Genomic DNA, 21,361 nt, shown 5'->3' with positions numbered 1-21,361 from the left:
CTTTGTAGGAGCGAGGCTTGCCCGCGAAGCTTTTAGCGTCCTCAAGGGACCCTTCGCGGGCAAGCCTCGCTCCTACAGGCCGGGTTTTACTCAGTTGTTATACAGATCAATGATCGCGCTGACTGCCTGCGTCTTGACCTTGGAGGCATCGTTCCGTGCCTGCTCGATCTTGTTCAGGTAAGCCTCGTCGACGTCACCGGTGACGTACTGGCCGTCGAACACCGCGCAATCGAACTTGTCGATCTTGATCTTGCCGCCACCGACCGCTTCGATCAAGTCAGGCAAGTCCTGATAGATCAGCCAGTCTGCGCCGATCAGATCCGCCACGTCCTGAGTCGAACGGTTGTGAGCGATCAGCTCGTGGGCGCTTGGCATGTCGATGCCGTAGACGTTCGGGTAGCGAACGGCCGGGGCCGCGGAGCAGAAGTAGACGTTTTTCGCGCCGGCTTCACGGGCCATCTGGATGATCTGCTTGCACGTGGTGCCGCGAACGATCGAGTCGTCCACCAGCATCACGTTTTTGCCGCGGAATTCCAGTTCGATAGCGTTGAGCTTCTGGCGTACGGATTTTTTCCGTGCGGCCTGGCCCGGCATGATGAAGGTCCGGCCGATGTAGCGGTTCTTCACGAAGCCTTCGCGGAACTTGACGCCCAAGTGGTTCGCCAGCTCCAGGGCCGCGGTGCGGCTGGTGTCCGGAATCGGGATGACCACGTCGATGTCGTGATCCGGACGCTCGCGCAGGATCTTCTCGGCGAGTTTCTCGCCCATGCGCAGACGGGCCTTGTAGACCGAAACGCCGTCGATGATCGAGTCCGGACGCGCCAGGTAGACGTGTTCGAAGATGCACGGGGTCAGGGACGGGTTGGTCGCGCACTGACGGGTGTGCAGCTTGCCGTCTTCAGTGATGTAGACCGCTTCGCCTGGCGCCAGATCGCGAATCAGGGTGAAACCGAGCACGTCCAGGGAGACGCTCTCGGAGGCGATCATGTACTCGACGCCTTCGTCGGTGTGACGCTGGCCGAAGACGATCGGGCGGATGCCGTGCGGGTCGCGGAAACCAACGATGCCGTAACCGGTCACCATCGCGACGACCGCGTAACCACCGACGCAACGGTTGTGCACGTCGGTCACCGCAGCGAACACGTCTTCTTCGGTTGGCTGCAACTTGCCGCGCTGGGCCAGTTCGTGCGCGAACACGTTGAGCAGCACTTCCGAATCGGAGTTGGTGTTGACGTGGCGCAGGTCAGATTCGTAAATCTCCTTGGCCAGCTGTTCAACGTTGGTCAGGTTACCGTTGTGCGCCAGGGTAATGCCGTAAGGCGAGTTGACGTAAAACGGTTGAGCTTCGGCCGAGGTCGAGCTGCCCGCGGTCGGGTAACGCACATGGCCAATGCCCATGTGACCGACCAGGCGCTGCATGTGACGCTGATGGAACACGTCACGCACCAGGCCATTGTCCTTGCGCAGGAATAACCGGCCATCATGGCTGGTCACGATACCGGCAGCGTCCTGGCCGCGGTGCTGGAGGACGGTTAGCGCGTCATACAGCGCCTGATTGACGTTCGACTTACCGACGATACCGACGATGCCACACATGCGACGCAACCCCTACTTAATGGATCTGAACTGAACACAACTCACTGAGGCGTTTTGGCCATCGGCAAGAGGTGCTCCTTGAACGGTATCTCAGCGGGTACGCTGATACCGCTGGCAAGCCACTGACTGCTCCACCCGAGGATCAGGTTTTTGGACCAGTCTGCGACCAATAGAAATTTTGGCACGAGCTGTGACTGTTGCCACCACCCGTCCTGCTGTACCGGCCCCAGGCTCAACAGCCCGACCGCCACGACCACCAGCAACACGCCACGCGCAGCGCCGAATGCCATGCCGAGGAATCGATCGGTCCCGGACAGCCCGGTGACGCGAACCAACTCGCCGATAAGATAATTGATCATTGCGCCTACGATTAAAGTGGCGACAAACATGATGGCACAGCCCGTGATCACACGAGCCGATGGCGTTTCGATGTATCCGGCGAGGTACTCGGACAATGCACCACCGAACATCCAGGCGACGACTCCTGCGATGATCCAGGTCACCAGCGATAATGCTTCTTTGACGAAGCCGCGGCTCAGACTGATCAATGCGGAGATGGCGACGATTGCAACGATCGCCCAGTCAACCCAGGTAAATGGCACAGTGCAGCCTACAGACGGATAAGGCGGCGCATTTTAGCAGAGCCCATGGCTATCGGTAAGCTGCGATTGTCAGTGCATTTCAAATCGGGGCGATAGTTTTAAGTGACACCGGCCCCTGTAGCAGCTGGCGAAGCCTGCGTCCGGCTGCGCAGCAGCCGTAAAATCAGGCAACTCGGTGTTTCTGACATACCGTGCAAGTAGGGTTTACGGCCGCTTCACAGCCGGACGCAGCCTCGCAGGCTCGGCAGCTGCTACAGAGATTTGAGCATCATTGTCAGCCGCGCTCAGGCTGGAAACGCACCACAAACCCCTTGAGGTTCTTCTGGCGGCCCAACAAGTCGCGCAGACGATCAGCTTCGGCGCGCTCGATCAGCGGCCCGACAAACACCCGATTCTTGCCATCGGCCGTACGGATGTAGGCGTTATAGCCCTGACTGCGCAGGTCTTTTTGCAGGCTTTCGGCACTTGCACGGCTCGACAGGCTGGCCAGTTGCACCGACCAGCTGACCGACAGGCCATTTGCATCGACGCGGCTTTGAGTCGTGTCCGGCTTGCCCGGCGCAGCAGTGATTGGCTGAGACGGCGCGGTTGCAGGCTTGGCAGCCATAGCAGGAACAGGTGCAGGTGCTGGCGCGACCGGCTTGGCAGCAGGCACAGGCGCCACTGGCGCACTCGGTGCAATCGGCGCGGACGGTGCTTCTTGCTGAGCGATTTCATCATCGCTCGGCACCGGTTCTTGAGGCAGCGCTTGCGGCTCAGGAACCACCACCGGCTCGACCTGCACTTGCGGCACCGACGGTGCTTGCGGTGCAGATGGGGCTTCGACCGTCACTTGACGCTGCTCATCCTGGCGGGAGAACAGCATCGGCAGAAAAATAACCGCCAGCGCCACCAGAACCAGGGCGCCAACCATGCGCTGTTTGTATGCCTTATCCAGCAATGCCATTTGCCGCTTCCTCCGTGGAGCGCCGGGCCAGCCATTCAAGGGCCTCGGCAACACAATAAAATGATCCGAACAACAGAATCTCGTCGTCGCTCGTCGCCAGTGCGCACTGCCCTTCCAGGGCGGCGGCCACACTGTCATAGGACGTTACCGCGGCGCCAAGGTTCTGCAACGCCGCCTGCAAATCGGCAACCGGGCGCGCACGCGGTGAATCCAGCGGCGCGACAGCCCATTGCTGGACACTAGCATTCAATTCACCGACAACACCATCCAGATCCTTGTCCGCCAGCAATCCAAACACCGCCAGACGCTTGCCGACCGGTGGACGACTGGCCAGACGGCGCGCCAGATACTCAGCCGCATGCGGGTTATGACCCACATCCAGCAGCAGGTTCAGGCGCTTGCCCTGCCAATCGAACTGACGGCGATCGAGACGACCGACCACCCGCGTCGCCTTCAGGGCCTCAATAATCTGTGCATCCACCCAGGGCAAACCGAGCAACAGGTAAGCCTGCAAGGCCAATGCAGCGTTTTCCATCGGCAGGTCGAGCAGCGGCAGATCACGCAACTCGACCACACGCCCTTGAGCGTCTACCCCGCGCCATTGCCAGTTGTGATCGGTGATACCGAGATCAAAATCGCGGCCACGCAGGAAAAACGGGCAATTGAGCTCGCGTGCTTTATCCAGCAGAGGTTGCGGAGGATTCAGGTCGCCACAGAGCGCAGGCGCGCCCTGACGGAAGATCCCGGCTTTCTCGAAAGCCACGGATTCACGGGTATCGCCCAGGTAATCGGCGTGGTCGACACCGATGCTGGTGACCAGCGCCATGTCGGCATCGACCACGTTGACCGTGTCCAGACGCCCGCCGAGGCCGACTTCCAGCACCACGGCATCAAGCCTTGCCTGCTGGAACAGCCAGAACGCCGCCAGGGTGCCCATTTCGAAGTACGTCAGGGACGTCTCGCCCCGGCCCGCCTCGACCACAGCAAAGGCTTCGCACAGCTCTTTGTCAGTGGCTTCGACGCCATTGACCTGCACCCGCTCGTTGTAACGCAGCAGGTGCGGAGAATTGTAGACACCGACGTTCAGGCCCTGCGCCCGCAGCAGCGAAGCCACGAATGCGCAGGTAGAACCCTTGCCGTTGGTGCCGGTGACCGTAATCACCCGAGGCGCCGGCTTGCCCAGTCCCATGCGGGACGCTACCTGTTGCGAGCGCTCAAGGCCCATGTCGATGGCCGAAGGGTGCAACTGCTCAAGGTAGGCGAGCCACTCGCCAAGGGTACGTTCGGTCATAGGTTGGCAGGTACCGGTGGAACCACGATCGGCTCGATGGGTGCGGCGACGAATTTCGGCGTTGGCAGGCCCATCATTTGTGCCAGCAGGTTGCCCAGGCGTGGACGCAGTTCCTGACGGTGAACGATCAAGTCGATCGCGCCGTGTTCCAGCAGAAACTCGCTGCGCTGGAAGCCTTCCGGCAGTTTTTCGCGCACGGTTTGCTCGATAACGCGCGGACCGGCGAAACCGATCAGGGCTTTCGGCTCACCGACAATCACGTCGCCCAGCATCGCCAGACTGGCGGAAACGCCGCCGTAGACCGGGTCGGTCAGCACGGAGATGAACGGAATGCCTTCTTCACGCAGACGCGCCAGTACCGCAGAGGTCTTGGCCATTTGCATCAGGGAGATCAGGGCTTCCTGCATCCGCGCACCACCGGAGGCGGCGAAGCAGATCATCGGGCAACGGTTTTCCAGCGCGTAGTTGGCGGCGCGGACAAAACGCTCACCAACGATGGCGCCCATCGAACCGCCCATGAAGGAGAATTCGAAGGCCGAGACCACCACCGGCATGCCCAGCAGGGTGCCGCTCATGGAGATCAGTGCGTCTTTTTCGCCGGTCTGCTTCTGGGCAGCGGTCAGGCGATCCTTGTACTTCTTGCCGTCGCGGAATTTCAGACGGTCAACTGGCTCCAGGTCGGCGCCCAATTCGGCACGGCCTTCGGCGTCGAGGAAGATGTCGATGCGCGCACGGGCGCCGATACGCATGTGGTGGTTGCACTTGGGGCAAACGTCCAGGGTCTTTTCCAGCTCCGGACGATACAGCACAGCCTCGCAAGACGGGCATTTGTGCCACAGACCTTCAGGCACCGAGCTCTTCTTGACCTCGGAACGCATGATCGAAGGGATCAGTTTGTCTACTAACCAGTTGCTCATGCTTTCTTTCTCCAGTACCGGCGGCCCGAACGCTATGGTTCGCAGCCCCGCGTATGCCCTTGAGCTAAATTCATGTGTGTGGCGATGATCGGTGGATGGCCGGGTCAGTGAAGCGTGACCTGCGTACAACCCATCAATCCTCAGCCGTGCCTGCTTTGTGCAGCGCAGTGCATTTTGGGACGGCGGCAGTCTGCCAGCCGTCACATCAACTACGTGCTACTACGTACAGCCTTGATGAATGCCTGAATCTTTGCGTGATCCTTGATGCCCTTGCTGGCCTCTACCCCACCGCTGACGTCCACCGCGTAAGGCCGAACCCGGGCAATTGCCTGCGCCACGTTATCCGAAGTCAAACCGCCCGCGAGGATGATCGGCTTGCTCAAGCCCTGCGGTATCAGAGACCAGTCGAACGCTTCACCGGTTCCGCCGGGAACGCCTTCAACGTAGGCATCGAGCAGGATACCGCTGGCGCTTGGGAACGCATCGCATGCCGCCGCGATGTCGTCGCCGGCCTTGACCCGCAGCGCCTTGATATACGGGCGGTGCCAGCTTTCACAGTCGGCCGCGGTTTCGTCGCCATGGAACTGCAACAGGTCCAGCGGCACGGCGTCGAGCAGTTCGCCCAACTCGCAGCGGCTGGTGTTGACGAACAACCCCACGGTGGTCACGAATGGCGGCAGCGCCTTGATAATCGCGCGCGCCTGCTGGAACGTCACCGCCCGCGGGCTCTTGGCGTAAAACACAAACCCGATGGCATCCGCCCCGGCCTCGACCGCCGCCAACGCATCTTCTATGCGGGTAATCCCACAAATCTTGCTGCGAACGGCTGACATGTCGATAAAACCTCAGGGCAAATCCGAGAAAGTCCCGGATGGTAACAAATGCGTTCGAGGGCGTCAGCCGTCAAGTTCAGAGAAGCCGGTGAGGAAGTGTGGGCCGATGTAACGCTCGGGCAGTTCAAACTCGTCGCGATACTCGACCTGCACCAGATACAGGCCGAAAGGATGCGCCGTCACCCCGCCAGAACGACGGATCCGGCTCTCCAGCACTTCCTTCATCCACTCCACCGGGCGCTCGCCGGCACCGATGGTCATCAATACGCCGGCGATGTTGCGCACCATGTGGTGCAGGAAGGCGCTGGCGCGAATATCCAGCACGATCATCTTGCCGTGACGTGTGACACGCAGGTGATGCAGTTCCTTGATCGGCGACTTGGCCTGGCACTGACCGGCGCGAAATGCGCTGAAATCATGGGTACCAACCAGATACTGGGCCGCTTCGGCCATGCGCTCGACGTCGAGCGGACGGTGGTTCCAGGTGATTTCTTCGTTCAGGTGCGCCGGGCGGATCTGATCGTTGTAGATCACGTAGCGATAGCGGCGGGCGATGGCCTTGAAGCGCGCATGAAAATGCGCCGGCATGACCTTGGCCCAGCTGACACTGACGTCGTGGGGCAAGTTGATATTGGCGCCCATGACCCAGGCCTTCATCGAACGCTCGACCTGCGTATCGAAATGCACAACCTGGCCGCAGGCATGCACGCCAGCGTCCGTGCGCCCGGCACAGAGCAACGACACCGGTGAGTCGGCGACTTTGGACAAGGCCTTTTCGAGGGTTTCCTGCACGGTGAGCACGCCGGAGGCCTGGCGCTGCCAGCCGCGATAACGCGAGCCTTTGTATTCAACGCCCAACGCGATCCGGAAAAAGCCGTCGGCCGCCAGTTCGGCGGCCGGGTTATCTAAATTTGCCAAGGAGTAACAGCCTGCTGAGTGCGCAAAGGCGGGCATTATAAGGCCACCGGACCGGGACGCCAGTGCAACAGTTGATACGGTGTTGAATGTGACACCGCCATCGTCGGAACGCCGCCGAACACCGCTGAAACAAAAACGGCAGCCTCACAGGGCTGCCGTTTCATTTACTGCCTACCGACCTCTCAAGCCAGATGCGAAAGCATCTCCTTGGCTTCGCTCTTCTGCCCAGCATTGCCCTCGGCCACTACCTCGTTGAGGATGTCCCGAGCGCCGTCGTTGTCACCCATGTCGATGTAGGCCTGGGCCAGATCGAGTTTGGTGGCGACTTCATCGGTGCCGGAGAGGAAGTCGAAATCCGGCTCGTCCGCCGCGGAAGCCATCGCGTCTTCTGCGGTAAAGGTCGGCTCGCCCATGCTCTGGGACAGACGATCCAGCTCGGCGTTGACGTCTTCCAGCTCGGCAGCGAAAGCGTCCGGCTCGTTCGGGGCGGTGGCGGCGGTGTCCATTTCATCGGCCAGCGACAAGTCGAAATCGGCCGGCAACTCCAGATCGTCTTGTGGAACTTCAGGCTTCACAGGCTCGACAGGCAAGTCCTTCACGCCTTCGTCCAGATCCAGCAGGAAGTCGTCTTCCGCAAGGATCGCCGGCGATGGGTCTGCGCCCAGATCCATGTCCAGATCGAAGTCCGACAGGTCGTCGAGGTTTTCCTTGATGTCGGTCTGTTCCTTCAACACCGACTCAAAGCTCAGGTCGTCGTCCAGCGGGAATTCTTCGAGGTCAGCCGCCGATTCCGGTTCTGCTGCAACCACCGCCGGAGAAGCGGCCTCCAGATCATCCAGGCTCAGATCGAAGGCACTGTCGAAGTCATCAGGCACTGCCGGTGCCGGCGCTTGCGGTTCGTCCAGCAGCAGATCCTTGACGTACTGCGCGTCCAGCTCGGCGGCGATGGCGGCAGCGGCGAGACCACCGGCAGCGGCGATAGCCATGGCCGGAAAGCGGGTTTTGAGCTTCTCGACCTGGGCGAAGTTGTCACCGTTGGCCACCAACTGGCGCTCCTGGGCGACAAATGCATCGCGATCGCCCTGCTGGCCGTAGACTTCCATCAGCTTCAGGCGCAGGTCGCTTCGCTGTGGTTCTTGCTTGATGCCGTCTTCAAGCAACGCAGCTGCCTGATTCAAACGACCGGCGGCAATGTGCGACTGAGCCTTGGTCAGTACGTCGTCATCGCGGTCGGCTGCTGGCGAGACCAGTGGCGCGGCGATCGGCGTCGTCATAACGTCCGGAGTTGGCGCTGGCGCAGGTGAAGGTGCAGGTGTTGGCATCGGCGCGGGAGCGAGCGTCACGCTTGGCGGCGGAACTTCCAGGCCTTCGAAGCTGCTTTCCGGCAGATCCTGCTCGGCGGAAAACTCCTTCTCTTCTTCCAGAGCACGCGCCATGCGCAGGTGTTTCTCGGCTTCCTGCTGCGCTTTGCGGCGACGTGCCAGCAACAGCAGCAACAGCAGCAGAACCACTGCACCGCCGCCCACCAGACCCAGCAGGACCGGATTGGTCAGCAGCTCGTTGAATTTCTGGTCGTCGGAAGCGACTGGCGTCGGCTCGACGGGTGGCTCGGCAGGCACTGGCGCCGGGGCGGCCTCAGGCGTTGCCACCTCTGGCGCAGGCGCTACCGGAGCTGGAGGCACTTCCGTGGGTGTCGCCGCAGGGTTGGCGGCCAGTTCAGCATTCATTGCCGGAGCGGTCGCCGCTGCAGCCGGCGCATCAGCAGCGCCTTCGGCCTGCAACTTGGCCAATTGATTGTTCTTCAGTTCAATCAGGCGTTGCAGCTTTTCCATCTGACTTTGCAGATCGGTCATGCGGCTTTTCAGTTCGGCATTGTCACGACGGGTCGTGTCGAGGCTTTCCTGGGTGACGGCCAGTTTGTTGCCCAAGGCTTTGGCATCGCCTGCCGCGCCTTTGCCACGGCCTTTGCCGGTTTCGGCAGAGACCAGGCTCAAATTGTCTTTTGCTGCTTGCGTCGGAGCGGCGTCAGCGCGGCCACGCTTGGTGGCATCGAGTTGCTGCTGCCCGGTGCCGGGCTTCGCCACATAACGACGACCCTGGCGCCACGCGGTGTTCTGCGCCGCAACCTCAGCGATTGCCTTGGGTTGCGCCAGGCTGGTGCTCTGCGCCTGATCGGGCATGCGCAGCACCTGGCCGGTTTTCAGCCGGTTGATGTTGCCGTCGATAAAGGCGTCCGGGTTCAGCGCCTGGATAGCCAGCATGGTTTGCTGGACCGACCCGCCATTACGCGCTTTGGCGGCGATTTCCCACAGGGTATCGCGCGGCGTGGTGGTGTATTGGGCCGGCTGGGTGGCACCGGTCACCGGCGCAGTAACCGTTTGGGTCGGCGCAGGCTGCGCAGCCGCTTCAGCGGTCTGCGGGGAGAATTTGGACGGATCTAGCAGCACGCTGTAATCGCGCAGCAGTCGACCGTTGGGCCACATCACCTGAACCAGGAATTTCACCATCGGCTCGGACAGCGGCTTGCTGGACGTCACACGCAGGATGCTTTTACCGCTGGCGTTGAGCACGGGCGTGAAGGTCAGGTCGTTGAGAAACGCCTGACGATCGACACCGGCCTTGGCGAAATCTTCGGGCGAAGCCAGGCTCGGCACCACTTCCGCGGCGGTGAGGTCCTTGACGTCGAGCAGCTCGATTTCCGCCACCAGAGGTTGGTTCAGCGTCGACTTCAGGGTCAATTCCCCGAGCCCGAGGGCATGCGCCATACCGGAGGACAGCGCCGAGGCGGCCGCTATTGCTAACACCAGTTTGCGAACTTGAACCATAGCCTCATCCTTTGTTTGAACATTCCTCGGCCAGCGAGAAGGTGTTGATAGCCGCTGCCGTAAGGCATTGCGCGCGGCGACGAAGGGTCGTCACGCGCGATCATTTCATTCATGCCCCGGAAAGCCCCGCAGGGTGGCTCGCCATCAGCAATCCGGCCAAGCATAGCGCTCGACTGGACTCATTCGAAAAATTGTTGCCAAGTATCTTTTACAGCAGGTCTTTTATCAACAATTCAGCCACCTGCACAGCATTGAGCGCGGCGCCTTTGCGTACGTTATCTGACGTCAGCCACACATTAAGTTCCGACGGGTCGTCGATACCTTGGCGAACCCGACCAACGTAGACCACGTCCTGCCCTACCGCATCGCCTACCGCTGTCGGGTAATCGCCGGCTTCAACCAGTTCGATACCCGGCGCGTCTTCCAGCGCCGCATTGATTTTCGCCAGGTCCACAGCGCTCGCAGACTGCAAGGTCACGCTAAAGCTATCGCCAAAAAACACCGGGGCTTGAATGCAAGTGACGGAAATCTTTAATAAAGGCAACGCCATGACCTGACGCAACTCACGCACCAGGCGTTTTTCCAGCATCGTGTGGCCCTGTTCATCAGGTTTGCCGACCTGAGCCAACAGGTTGAACGCCATTTGCCGATCGAAAAAGGTCGGCTCCAGCGGGCGCACATTGAGCAGCTCGGCGGTTTGCCGGGCCAGCTCGGTCACCGCTTCGCGGCCCTGGGCGGAGACCGCCAGGCTGGCGGTCAAGTTGATGCGTTGCAGGTCGAGCAAACCGAGCAACGGCGCCAGCACCACGGCCAGCGTCGTGGCCGATGGGCTTGGGCTGCTGACCTGGAACGGTTTTTTCAAACCGGCGAGGATGTCGGCGTTGGCTTCCGGCACAACTTGCGGCGCCTGATCGGCCGGCAAGGCGCCGGACAAGTCGATCAGCGAGCAGCCGGCGGCGGTGGCGCGCGAGGCGAAACTCAGGGTCACCGCCGGGCCGGCGGCAAAGAACACCAGCTGGACTTTGCTGAAATCGAATTCGTCGACTTCACGCACCCGCACGTTCTTGCCACGAAACGGCACCGAATGCCCGGCGGACTCGCTGCTGGCCAGCAGGTGCAGGTTGCCGACCGGGAAGTCGCGTTCTTCGAGAATCTGCACGAGCGTTTCGCCGACAGTACCGGTGGCGCCGATCACGGCAATATCAAAGGACTGGCTCATGGTTCTACCTCTGGCGAAACGGGGGGAGCGGCACTTTACCGGCTGACCGCCGCGCAGGCAATTTCTGCCGGGGATTTGCGGTGCCAGACAGACCGCCTTCGCGGGCAAGCCTCGCTCCTACAGGTTTTGTGTCGCACGTGGAATATGGGTACAACCGAACAACCTGTAGGAGCGAGGCTTGCCCGCGAAGGCGGCCTGTCTGACACCCGACAAATCTAAGGCTGTCGGGTATAAAAAAACCCGCACCTCTTTCAAGGCACGGGTTCTTTCATTGCTTCAATCAATCAACGCTCAAGCAGGATCCGCAGCATGCGACGCAGCGGTTCGGCCGCGCCCCACAGCAGCTGGTCGCCGACGGTGAACGCGCCGACGTACTGCGTGCCCATGTTCAGCTTGCGCAGACGGCCCACCGGTACGTTCAGGGTGCCGGTGACTTTCGTCGGGCTCAGCTCCTGAATGCTGATGTCGCGGTTGTTCGGCACCAGTTTGACCCAAGGGTTGTGCTGGCTGATCAGCCCTTCGATGTCGGCGATCGGCACGTCTTTGTTCAGCTTGATGGTCAGCGCCTGGCTGTGGCAACGCATGGCGCCGATGCGCACGCAGATGCCATCGACCGGGATCGGGCTCTTGAAGCGACCGAGGATCTTGTTGGTCTCGGCCTGGGCCTTCCACTCTTCGCGGCTCTGGCCGTTCGGCAGTTCCTTGTCGATCCACGGGATCAGGCTGCCGGCCAGCGGCACGCCGAAGTTTTCGGTCGGGTACGCGTCGCTGCGCATGGCTTCGGCGACACGACGGTCGATGTCGAGGATGGCGCTGGCCGGGTCGGCCAGTTGATCGGCGACAGCGGCGTGGGTCGCGCCCATTTGCTTGATCAGTTCACGCATGTTCTGCGCGCCGGCACCGGAGGCCGCCTGATAGGTCATGGCACTCATCCACTCCACCAGACCGGCTTCAAACAGACCGCCCAGACCCATCAGCATCAGGCTGACGGTGCAGTTGCCGCCGATGTAGTTCTTGGTGCCCGCGTCGAGCTGCTGGTCGATGACCTTGCGGTTCACCGGGTCCAGCACGATCACCGCGTCATCCTGCATGCGCAGGCTGGAAGCGGCGTCGATCCAGTAACCCTGCCAGCCGGCTTCGCGCAGTTTCGGGAAGACTTCACTGGTGTAGTCGCCACCCTGGCAGGTCAGAATCACGTCGAGGGTTTTCAGCTCTTCAATGCTGTAAGCGTCCTTGAGCGGAGCAATATCCTTGCCCACGGACGGGCCTTGGCCACCGACATTGGAAGTGGTGAAAAACACCGGCTCGATAAGATCGAAATCCTGCTCTTCCAGCATCCGCTGCATGAGCACGGAACCGACCATACCGCGCCAACCGATCAGACCTACACGTTTCATCGCAACTACACCTTCTTTAAAAAGTGGGCCGCTGCTTTCAAGAGTGAAAGTGGCAGCGGGCCCGAGAGATTACAGATTCCGCAGCGCGGCGACTACTGCGTCACCCATTTCCTGCGTACCGACTTTAGTGCAACCGGTCGACCAGATGTCGCCCGTGCGCAAGCCCTGATCCAATACCAGACTGACGGCCTTCTCGATGGCATCGGCCGCATCCTGCAGATTGAAGCTGTAACGCAACATCATCGACACCGACAAAATGGTCGCCAACGGGTTGGCAATGCCCTTGCCAGCGATGTCCGGCGCCGAACCGTGGCACGGCTCGTACATGCCTTTGTTGTTGGTATCCAGCGATGCCGACGGCAGCATGCCGATGGAACCGGTGAGCATCGACGCCTGATCGGACAGGATGTCGCCAAACAGGTTGTCGGTGACGATCACGTCGAATTGCTTCGGTGCGCGCACCAACTGCATGGCGGCGTTGTCGACGTACATGTGGCTCAGTTCGACTTCCGGGTAATCCTTGCCCACTTGCTCGACGATTTCACGCCACAACTGGCTGGACGCCAGTACGTTGGCCTTGTCCACTGAGCACAGCTTTTTGCCGCGCACCATGGCCATGTCGAAACCGACACGGGCGATGCGGCGGATTTCGCTTTCGCTGTACGGCAGGGTGTCGTAGGCCTGACGCTCGCCGTTTTCCAGGGTGCGGGTGCCGCGTGGCGCACCGAAGTAGATGCCGCCGGTCAGTTCACGGACGATCAGGATGTCCAGGCCCGCGACGATTTCAGGCTTCAGGCTCGAGGCTTCAGCCAGTTGCGGATACAGGATCGCCGGACGCAAGTTGCCGAACAGGCCCAGTTGCGCACGGATTTTCAGCAGGCCGCGCTCAGGGCGGATATCACGCTCGATGGTGTCCCATTTCGGGCCGCCCACGGCGCCCAGCAGCACAGCGTCGGCGGCGCGGGCACGGTCCAGGGTTTCGTCGGCCAGCGGCACGCCGTGCTTGTCGATGGCGGCGCCACCGATCACATCAAAGCTCAGGTCGAAGCCCAATGCGTACTTGTCGTTGGCCAGCTCCAGCACCTTGACCGCTTCGGCCATGATTTCCGGACCAATACCGTCGCCTGGGAGAATCAGAATCTGCTTGCTCATGCTTTCCTCATGTCATCAGTCGGTGCGCCCAGGGGCACGCCCGGAAAAATTCTATCGTTCGGCGATCAGTACCAGCACATCTGTACTGAACGAACCATCGGCCTCAATCTCAAAATTTTCGCGCACTTCATTGCCCATCGACTGCTGCAGCTCGCGGATGGCCGCGCGCATCACTTGCGGTGTGCGCATGCGCTCGACCCAGCTGGTGTACTCAAGACGCAGGCGTTGACGGGTGGTGCTGCGGGTATGCAACCCCGCTTCACTGACCTGACGCAACCACTCGCCGGCGGAATAATCGCGCACATGGCTGGTGTCGCGCAGCACTTCGACGCTTTGCAGGTAAGTGTCGAACAACGGACTGCCCGGTGACAACACGTCAACGAACGCCGCCACGCCACCCGGCTTCAGCACCCGGCGCACTTCGCGCAGAGCCAGGCCGAGATCGCTCCAATGGTGCGCCGAGTAACGGCTGAACACGAAGTCAAATTCACCATCAGCGAACGGCAATCGCTCGGCGGCACCAAGGACCGTGGACACGTTACTCAGCCCGCGATCAACGGCGGCACCGGTGACCACGTCGAGCATCTGCTGGGACAGGTCGTAGGCCACGACCTCCTTGACCAGCGAAGCCACGTGAAAACTGACGTGACCGGCGCCGCAACCCAGGTCCAGAACCCGTGCATCACCCTGCCCGGCCAGTTCGGCCTGTAGCAGCGCGAATTCGGTGCCTTGAGCATGTACGGCGCTGCTCAGATAGGCCGCGGCCTGTTCACCGAATTGCTTTTGGACTACCTGGCTGTGCTGGGCGGTGCTGGTCATGGGGACTTCCTTTTTGGGGTGAGTCTTGGGGTGCCTCTACTGCCGCCATCGCTAGCAGGCTAGCTCCCACATTAGATCTATGGCGTACACAAATCCCTGTGGGAGCTAGCCTGCTAGCGATGAGGCCGGAGCGGCCTACATCAATCTCGGCTCAATCAAGCGTCGCGAAACAACCACGGCTGGCTCGCACGATGCTTGGCTTCAAACGTCGCAATCGCCTCGTGGTCCATCAACGTCAGGCCGATATCGTCCAGACCATTGAGCAGACAATGCTTACGGAACGCGTCGATTTCAAAGCTCAACACCTTGCCATCCGGACGGGTCACGGTCTGGGCTTGCAGATCAACCTGCAACTGATAACCCGGCGTCGCTTCAACCTGCTGGAACAGCTCATCCACGTCGGCGTCGCTCAAGATGATCGGCAGCAAGCCGTTCTTGAAGCTGTTGTTGAAGAAGATGTCGGCGTAGCTCGGCGCGATGATGCTGCGGAAACCGTATTCTTCCAGGGCCCACGGCGCGTGTTCACGGCTGGAGCCGCAACCGAAGTTCTCGCGGGCCAGCAATACGCTGGCGCCTTGATAACGCTCGGCGTTGAGCACGAAGTCCTTGTTCAGTGGACGCTTGGAGTTGTCCTGATACGGCTGCCCGACATCCAGGTAGCGCCACTCATCGAACAGGTTCGGGCCGAAACCCGTGCGCTTGATCGACTTCAAGAACTGCTTCGGGATGATCTGGTCAGTGTCGACGTTGGCACGATCCAGAGGCGCGACAAGACCAGTGTGCTGGGTAAAAGCTTTCATGCTGCGCTCCTTTAGATCAATTCACGGACGTCGACGAAGCGACCGTTCACAGCGGCGGCGGCGGCCATGGCCGGGCTCACGAGGTGGGTACGGCCACCGGCCCCCTGACGGCCTTCGAAGTTGCGGTTGGAGGTCGACGCGCAATGCTCGCCCGACTCCAAGCGGTCCGGGTTCATCGCCAGGCACATCGAGCAACCCGGCTCGCGCCATTCAAAACCGGCTTCGAGGAAAATCTTGTCCAGGCCTTCCGATTCGGCCTGCGCCTTCACCAGACCCGAGCCCGGCACCACGATGGCCTGCTTGATGGTCGAAGCGACTTTGCGACCCTTGGCGATCACGGCGGCAGCGCGCAAATCTTCGATTCGCGAGTTGGTGCAGGAACCGATAAATACGCGGTCCAACTGGATATCGGTGATCGCCTGATTGGCGGTCAACCCCATGTACTTCAAGGCGCGTTCGATGGAGCCACGCTTGACCAGGTCCATCTCCTTCGCAGGGTCCGGCACGTTCTGATCAACGGCCAGAACCATTTCAGGCGAAGTGCCCCAGCTGACTTGTGGTTTGATCTGAGTCGCGTCGAGCTCGACGATGGTGTCGAACTTGGCGTCTTTATCGGTCACCAGGTCTTTCCAGGCTTCGACGGCCAAGTCCCATTCCGCGCCTTTCGGGGCGAATGGACGGCCCTTCACGTAGGCCACGGTTTTTTCGTCAGCGGCCACCAGACCTACACGAGCACCGGCCTCGATGGACATGTTGCAGATGGTCATGCGGCCTTCGACCGACAGATCACGAATCGCGCTACCGGCGAACTCAATGGCATGACCGTTACCGCCGGCGGTGCCGATCTTGCCGATTATGGCCAGGACGATGTCCTTGGCCGTCACGCCGAACGGCAATTTGCCTTCGACCGAAACCAACATATTCTTCATCTTTTTGGCGACCAGGCACTGAGTGGCGAGCACGTGCTCGACCTCGGACGTGCCGATACCGTGAGCCAGAGCGCCAAACGCGCCGTGGGTCGAGGTGTGGGAGTCGCCGCAGACCACGGTCATGCCCGGCAAGGTTGCGCCCTGCTCCGGGCCAATGACGTGGACGATGCCTTGGCGCACGTCGTTCATCTTGAACTCGACGATGCCGTATTCATCGCAGTTGTCGTCGAGGGTCTGAACCTGCAAACGCGAGACCTGGTCGGCAATGGCTTCGATGCCGCCCTTGCGCTCCGGGGTCGTCGGTACGTTGTGGTCCGGGGTCGCGATGTTGGCATCGATGCGCCAAGGCTTGCGCCCGGCAAGACGCAGGCCTTCAAAGGCTTGCGGCGACGTCACTTCGTGGATGATGTGACGATCGATGTAAATCAGCGCAGAGCCATCGTCGCGCTGTTTGACCAAGTGCGAATCCCAGAGCTTGTCGTAGAGCGTTTTGCCGGCCATCAGACGTTTTCCTCATCAGCTTGTTTCTATGCCCCGGGCTTTGACGATTTCAATAACCCTTTGGCTTGTGAGGTCGATCCTAGGGGGTTACATTAAATAACTCAAATTCATATTTTTTATGCTTTGGATAACCAACTGGAATACCGCAATGGACCTTGCCAACCTCAATGCCTTTATCGCGATTGCCGAGACCGGAAGCTTCTCTGGCGCGGGAGAACGCCTCCACCTGACGCAACCGGCGATCAGCAAGCGCATCGCCGGACTGGAGCAGCAATTGAAGGTGCGGCTGTTTGATCGCCTGGGCCGTGAAGTCAGCCTGACCGAGGCCGGTCGCGCCCTGTTGCCGCGGGCTTATCAGATTCTCAATGTGCTGGACGACACCCGCCGCGCCCTGACCAACCTGACCGGCGAAGTGACCGGTCGCCTGACGCTGGCCACCAGTCACCACATTGGCTTGCACCGTTTGCCGCCCTTATTGAGGGAGTTCACCCGACGCTACCCACAAGTGGCGCTGGATATTCAGTTCCTCGATTCGGAAGTGGCCTACGAAGAAATCCTCCATGGTCGCGCCGAACTGGCCGTCATTACCCTGGCGCCGGAGCCCCACGCACTGGTCAAGGCCACACCGGTGTGGGACGACCCGCTGGATTTCGTGGTCGCACCGGAGCATTCGCTGGTCAGCAACGGTGCGGTCAACCTCGCGGACATCGCCCTGCACCCGGCCGTGTTCCCTGGCGGCAACACCTTTACTCACCACATCGTCCATCGGTTGTTCGAAGCCCAAGGCCTGACGCCGAACATCGCCATGAGCACCAATTACCTGGAAACCATCAAGATGATGGTGTCGATCGGCCTGGCCTGGAGCGTGTTGCCGCGCACCATGCTCGATGATCAAGTTGCACGAATACCTTTACCGGGCATACAACTCACTCGCCAGCTAGGCTATATCCTGCACACCGAACGGACGCTGTCGAATGCGGCACGGGCCTTCATGGCCCTGCTGGATGCACAAATCGATCTGCCAGGGACTCAAGGCTAACCTGTGCTACCACCATAGAGCCGCGAATTCCTGTGCCTAACGCCCAAATCAGCCCAAGGCTTGCCAATGCCGAAATCTGTTGACCGTATTCCGCCGATGCCACGTATTCAGGCGCTTGACCCGAAACGGTCCGAGCAGAGCTGGGAAAGCGCACCGCAGTTGCTGGCCGCCCTCAATGGCGCGCGTCTGGGCGCCTGGTATTGGGACATCGAGCGCGGGCAGATCAGCTGGTCGCGGGGTACTCAGGCGTTGTTCGGCTTCGATCCCCGGCAACCGTTGCCGGCCGATCTGGAATACCTCGACTTGCTGCCCCCGGAGGATCGGGCCAAAACCATCCGAGCCTTTCATGCCGTGATTGCCGGCGCCCCGCTGGAACACGCAATGCACCACCGCATCCGCTGGCCCGACGGCAGCCTGCACTGGCTGGAGATCAACGGCAGCCTGCTGCCGGACAAGCATGGTCGGCCACGGATGATTGGGGTCATCCGCGAAATCACCCACCAGCGCCAGCGGGAACAGGCGCTGAGCAGCTCGGAAAAACGCTTTGCCACGCTGTTTCACCTGTGCCCGAACATGGTGTTGCTGACCCGCCAGGAAGACGGCCTGATTACCGAAGCCAACCAGTATTTCGAAAGCCTGTTCGGTTGGCCGGTGCAGGACGCGATTGGCCGAACCACCGTCGAACTGGGCCTCTGGGTGCATCCGGAGCAACGCGCGCAACTGGTCAAGGCCACCAAAGCCAAGGGCGATCTGATCAGCATGGAGGTGCAGTTTCGCGCCAGCAACGGCCAGATCCACGACGGCATCCTCAGCGCACAGAAAGTCGAGCTCGAAGGCCAGCCATACCTGCTGAGCACTTTCCTCGACACCACCGAACGCAAAGCCGCCGAACACGCGCTGAAGGACAGCCAGGAACGCCTCGACCTGGCGCTGGATTCGGCGCAACTCGGCACCTGGGACTGGCACATTCCCAGCGGCATGCTTTACGGATCGGCGCGGGCTGCGCAGTTGCACGGGCTGGAGGCCATACCCTTTCATGAGTCCTTCGACGCGTTTTTCGAAGGTGTGCCCGACGAAGAGCGCGGTTCCATGCGCGATGCTTACCGCAGCCTGCGCGAAGGGCCGGCCGGCAATTATCAACTGACCTACCGGGTGCAGCTTCCGGACGGCAGTTCACGCTACCTGGAAAGCCGCGCCCGCCTCTACCGCGATGAAAACGGCGCGCCGCTGCGTATGGCCGGCACGTTGCTGGACATCACCGATCAGGTCGAACGGGAGCAGCGACTGGTGGCCTCGGAAGAGAAATTCGCCACGCTGTTCCAGGTCAGCCCGGACCCGATCTGCGTCACACGCCAGGACACCGGCCAGTTCATCGAGATCAACTCCAGCTTCACCCAAACATTTGGCTGGAGCGCCGACGAGGTGATTGGTCGCAGCGCCGACGAGATCGGCCTGTGGGACGCTTCGTCGAAAAGCCTGCAACGGATCGAGCAAGTCATCCGCGAACAGGGCCTGAACAATGTAGCGATCGTCGCCCAGCACAAAGATGGGAAGTCTTTGACCTGCGTGATTTCCAGCCGGCAGATCAGCGTCGGCGAACAGCCGTGCATCGTCACCACCCTGCGCGACATCACCCAGCAGCAACGTTCCGAAGCGGCACTGAAGGCCAGCGAAGAGAAGTTTGCCAAGGCGTTCCACTCGAGCCCCGACGCGATCACCATCACCGAGCGCGATACCGGGCGCTACCTTGAGGTCAACGATGGTTTCTGCCGCCTGACCGGTTACCGCGCCGATGAAGTGGTCGGCCGCACGGTGTATCAGGTCGGCATCTGGGCTGAAGAGAAACAGCGCTCGGCGCTCCTGGCCGAACTGCAGATCAAGGGCCGTGTGCATCACCAGGAAATGCTCGGCCGCAATAAACGCGGCGAGTTGCTGACCGTCGAAGTCTCGGTGGAGCCGATCACCCTCAACGAGACCGCGTGCCTGTTGCTGACCGCCCGGGACGTCAGCCTGCTGAAAAATGCCGAGGCGCAGATCCGCCACCTGGCCTACCACGACCCGCTGACCAACCTGCCTAACCGCGCGCTGCTGATGGATCGCCTGAGTCAGCAGATCGCCCTGCTCAAACGCCACAATCTGCGCGGCGCGTTGCTGTTCCTCGACCTCGATCACTTCAAACACATCAACGACTCCCTCGGTCATCCGGTCGGCGACACGGTGCTGAAAATCATCACCGCTCGCCTTGAAGCCAGCGTGCGCATGGAAGACACCGTGGCGCGCCTGGGTGGCGACGAGTTTGTGGTGTTACTCAGCGGTCTTGAAGGCTCGCGCAACGAAGTCAGCGCTCAGGTCCGGGACCTGGCAGATACGTTGCGCGAGCTGCTGTCGGAGCCGATGTTCCTCGACGGCCAGCGCCTGCAAGTCACGCCGAGCATCGGCATCGCGCTGATTCCCGACCACGGCTCGACGCCGACCGACCTGCTCAAACGTGCCGACATTGCGCTTTACCGCGCCAAGGACTCGGGTCGCAACACCGCGCAGATGTACCACAACACCATGCAGAAGGCTGCCAGCGAGCGCCTGCGCATGGAAACCGACCTGCGCCTGGCCCTTTCCCGGGGCGAGTTTCATGTGCATTACCAACCCCAGGTCGACGCCCGGGGCAACCGCATTGTCGGCGCCGAGGCGCTGGTGCGCTGGGACCACCCGGAACTCGGCCCGCAATCGCCCAACGAGTTCATCAAGGTGCTGGAGGACAGCGGACTGATTCTGGAAGTCGGCACCTGGATCATCGATGAGGCCTGCGCGGCCTTCAAAAAACTGATCACAAAAGGCTTGATCAACCCGCTCAGCTTCAGCCTGTGCGTCAACATCAGTCCGAGGCAATTTCGTCAAAACGATTTCGTCGAACGCATCGAACACAGCCTCAGTAGCCACGGCCTGCCCTGCTCCCTGCTGAAACTGGAAATCACCGAAGGCATCGTCATCCAGAACCTGGAAGACACCATCAACAAAATGCGCAGCCTGAAAAAACTCGGCGTGAGTTTTGCGATGGACGACTTCGGCACCGGCTACTCCTCGCTGACCTACCTCAAGCGCCTGCCCGTCGACACGCTGAAAATCGACCAGTCATTCATCCGCGACGCCACTACCGACCCGAACGACGCCGAAATCATCCGCGCCATCGTGGCCATGGCCCGCAGCCTGGAACTGAAAGTGATCGCCGAAGGGGTGGAAACGCCGGAGCAGCTGGAGTTTTTGCAGGGGTTGGGCTGCCATTTTTATCAGGGGTATCTGCATAGCCGGCCGTTGCCGGTTGAGGAGTTTCAGAAGCTCTTGAAATAACCCGCTTTCCTGTAGCAGCTGCCGAGCAACACGAGGCTGCGTTCGGCTGCGAAGCAGTCGTCAAACCTGAGCACACAATTTTCCTGAAACACCGCATCGCCTGATTTCACGACTGCTTCGCAGCCGAACGCAGCCTCGCGCTGCTCGGCAGCTGCTACAAAGTGTGCAAAAGGTTGGAGAGTGCTGACAAAAAAAGGGCGCCAAATGGCGCCCTTCTTGTTGCTCTGATTTG

General features: G+C 60.9%; 16 protein-coding genes. 2 read left to right on the top strand and 14 right to left on the bottom strand.

All coding sequences use genetic code 11. From position 1 onward, the window contains the following. Positions 1 to 90 precede the first annotated feature (90 nt). From purF to leuC, 14 genes are all read right to left on the bottom strand, one after another. Positions 91 to 1,596: an amidophosphoribosyltransferase gene (gene purF / locus ACA070_RS10140; protein ID WP_007935163.1), complete on the bottom strand. Its 1,506-nt coding sequence runs from the start codon at positions 1,594 to 1,596 to the stop codon at positions 91 to 93. A gap of 41 nt (positions 1,597 to 1,637) precedes the next feature. Continuing rightward, positions 1,638 to 2,198: a CvpA family protein gene (locus ACA070_RS10135; RefSeq protein WP_109633196.1), complete on the bottom strand. Its 561-nt coding sequence runs from the start codon at positions 2,196 to 2,198 to the stop codon at positions 1,638 to 1,640. A gap of 274 nt (positions 2,199 to 2,472) precedes the next feature. Further along, a complete protein-coding gene (locus ACA070_RS10130; RefSeq protein WP_497451003.1) occupies positions 2,473 to 3,144 on the bottom strand; it encodes an SPOR domain-containing protein in 672 nt (223 codons plus the stop codon). Next, positions 3,128 to 4,435, bottom strand: coding sequence for a bifunctional tetrahydrofolate synthase/dihydrofolate synthase (gene folC / locus ACA070_RS10125; protein ID WP_497451002.1), 1,308 nt, complete (start codon positions 4,433 to 4,435; stop codon positions 3,128 to 3,130). The genes ACA070_RS10130 and folC overlap by 17 nt, the downstream gene beginning before the upstream one ends. Then, the gene (accD, locus tag ACA070_RS10120; protein ID WP_462026535.1) at positions 4,432 to 5,352 is read right to left on the bottom strand and encodes an acetyl-CoA carboxylase, carboxyltransferase subunit beta; all 921 of its coding nucleotides are present in this window, start codon (positions 5,350 to 5,352) and stop codon (positions 4,432 to 4,434) included. Before accD ends, folC begins: the two co-directional genes overlap by 4 nt. 209 nt (positions 5,353 to 5,561) lie before the next feature. Continuing rightward, a complete protein-coding gene (locus ACA070_RS10115; protein WP_497451001.1) occupies positions 5,562 to 6,185 on the bottom strand; it encodes a phosphoribosylanthranilate isomerase in 624 nt (207 codons plus the stop codon). Between the two features lie 63 nt (positions 6,186 to 6,248). Further along, positions 6,249 to 7,139 carry a tRNA pseudouridine(38-40) synthase TruA gene (truA, locus tag ACA070_RS10110; protein WP_497451000.1) on the bottom strand — a complete coding sequence of 297 codons (891 nt, stop codon included), beginning with the start codon at positions 7,137 to 7,139 and terminating at the stop codon, positions 6,249 to 6,251. Between the two features lie 146 nt (positions 7,140 to 7,285). Beyond that, positions 7,286 to 9,928 carry a FimV/HubP family polar landmark protein gene (locus tag ACA070_RS10105; RefSeq protein ID WP_497450999.1) on the bottom strand — a complete coding sequence of 881 codons (2,643 nt, stop codon included), beginning with the start codon at positions 9,926 to 9,928 and terminating at the stop codon, positions 7,286 to 7,288. Positions 9,929 to 10,136: 208 nt separating this feature from the next. Beyond that, positions 10,137 to 11,147 (bottom strand): aspartate-semialdehyde dehydrogenase, encoded by a 1,011-nt coding sequence (locus ACA070_RS10100; RefSeq protein ID WP_497450998.1) that lies wholly within the window; start codon positions 11,145 to 11,147, stop codon positions 10,137 to 10,139. 284 nt (positions 11,148 to 11,431) lie between these two features. Then, complete coding sequence (gene asd, locus ACA070_RS10095; protein ID WP_461958149.1) at positions 11,432 to 12,544, bottom strand: aspartate-semialdehyde dehydrogenase; 1,113 nt, start codon at positions 12,542 to 12,544, stop codon at positions 11,432 to 11,434. 69 nt (positions 12,545 to 12,613) lie between these two features. Next, a complete protein-coding gene (leuB, locus tag ACA070_RS10090) occupies positions 12,614 to 13,696 on the bottom strand; it encodes a 3-isopropylmalate dehydrogenase (protein ID WP_497450997.1) in 1,083 nt (360 codons plus the stop codon). 51 nt (positions 13,697 to 13,747) lie between these two features. Next, positions 13,748 to 14,515: a class I SAM-dependent methyltransferase gene (locus ACA070_RS10085; RefSeq protein ID WP_497450996.1), complete on the bottom strand. Its 768-nt coding sequence runs from the start codon at positions 14,513 to 14,515 to the stop codon at positions 13,748 to 13,750. Positions 14,516 to 14,670: 155 nt separating this feature from the next. After that, positions 14,671 to 15,315, bottom strand: a complete 645-nt coding sequence (gene leuD, locus ACA070_RS10080; protein WP_497450995.1) for a 3-isopropylmalate dehydratase small subunit — start codon at positions 15,313 to 15,315, stop codon at positions 14,671 to 14,673. A gap of 11 nt (positions 15,316 to 15,326) precedes the next feature. Then, complete coding sequence (gene leuC, locus ACA070_RS10075) at positions 15,327 to 16,745, bottom strand: 3-isopropylmalate dehydratase large subunit (protein WP_497450994.1); 1,419 nt, start codon at positions 16,743 to 16,745, stop codon at positions 15,327 to 15,329. 148 nt (positions 16,746 to 16,893) lie between these two features. On the opposite strand from leuC, the gene ACA070_RS10070 reads away from it, so the two are divergent. Both ACA070_RS10070 and ACA070_RS10065 read left to right on the top strand, forming a co-directional pair. Continuing rightward, a complete protein-coding gene (locus ACA070_RS10070; protein WP_497450993.1) occupies positions 16,894 to 17,784 on the top strand; it encodes a LysR family transcriptional regulator in 891 nt (296 codons plus the stop codon). A gap of 66 nt (positions 17,785 to 17,850) precedes the next feature. Beyond that, positions 17,851 to 21,129 carry a PAS domain S-box protein gene (locus ACA070_RS10065; RefSeq protein WP_497450992.1) on the top strand — a complete coding sequence of 1,093 codons (3,279 nt, stop codon included), beginning with the start codon at positions 17,851 to 17,853 and terminating at the stop codon, positions 21,127 to 21,129. The last annotated feature ends 232 nt before the right edge of the window (positions 21,130 to 21,361 follow it).

Source organism: Pseudomonas sp. LBUM1678, from assembly GCF_059695575.1.
This window is presented reverse-complemented; position numbering and strand designations above follow the sequence as displayed.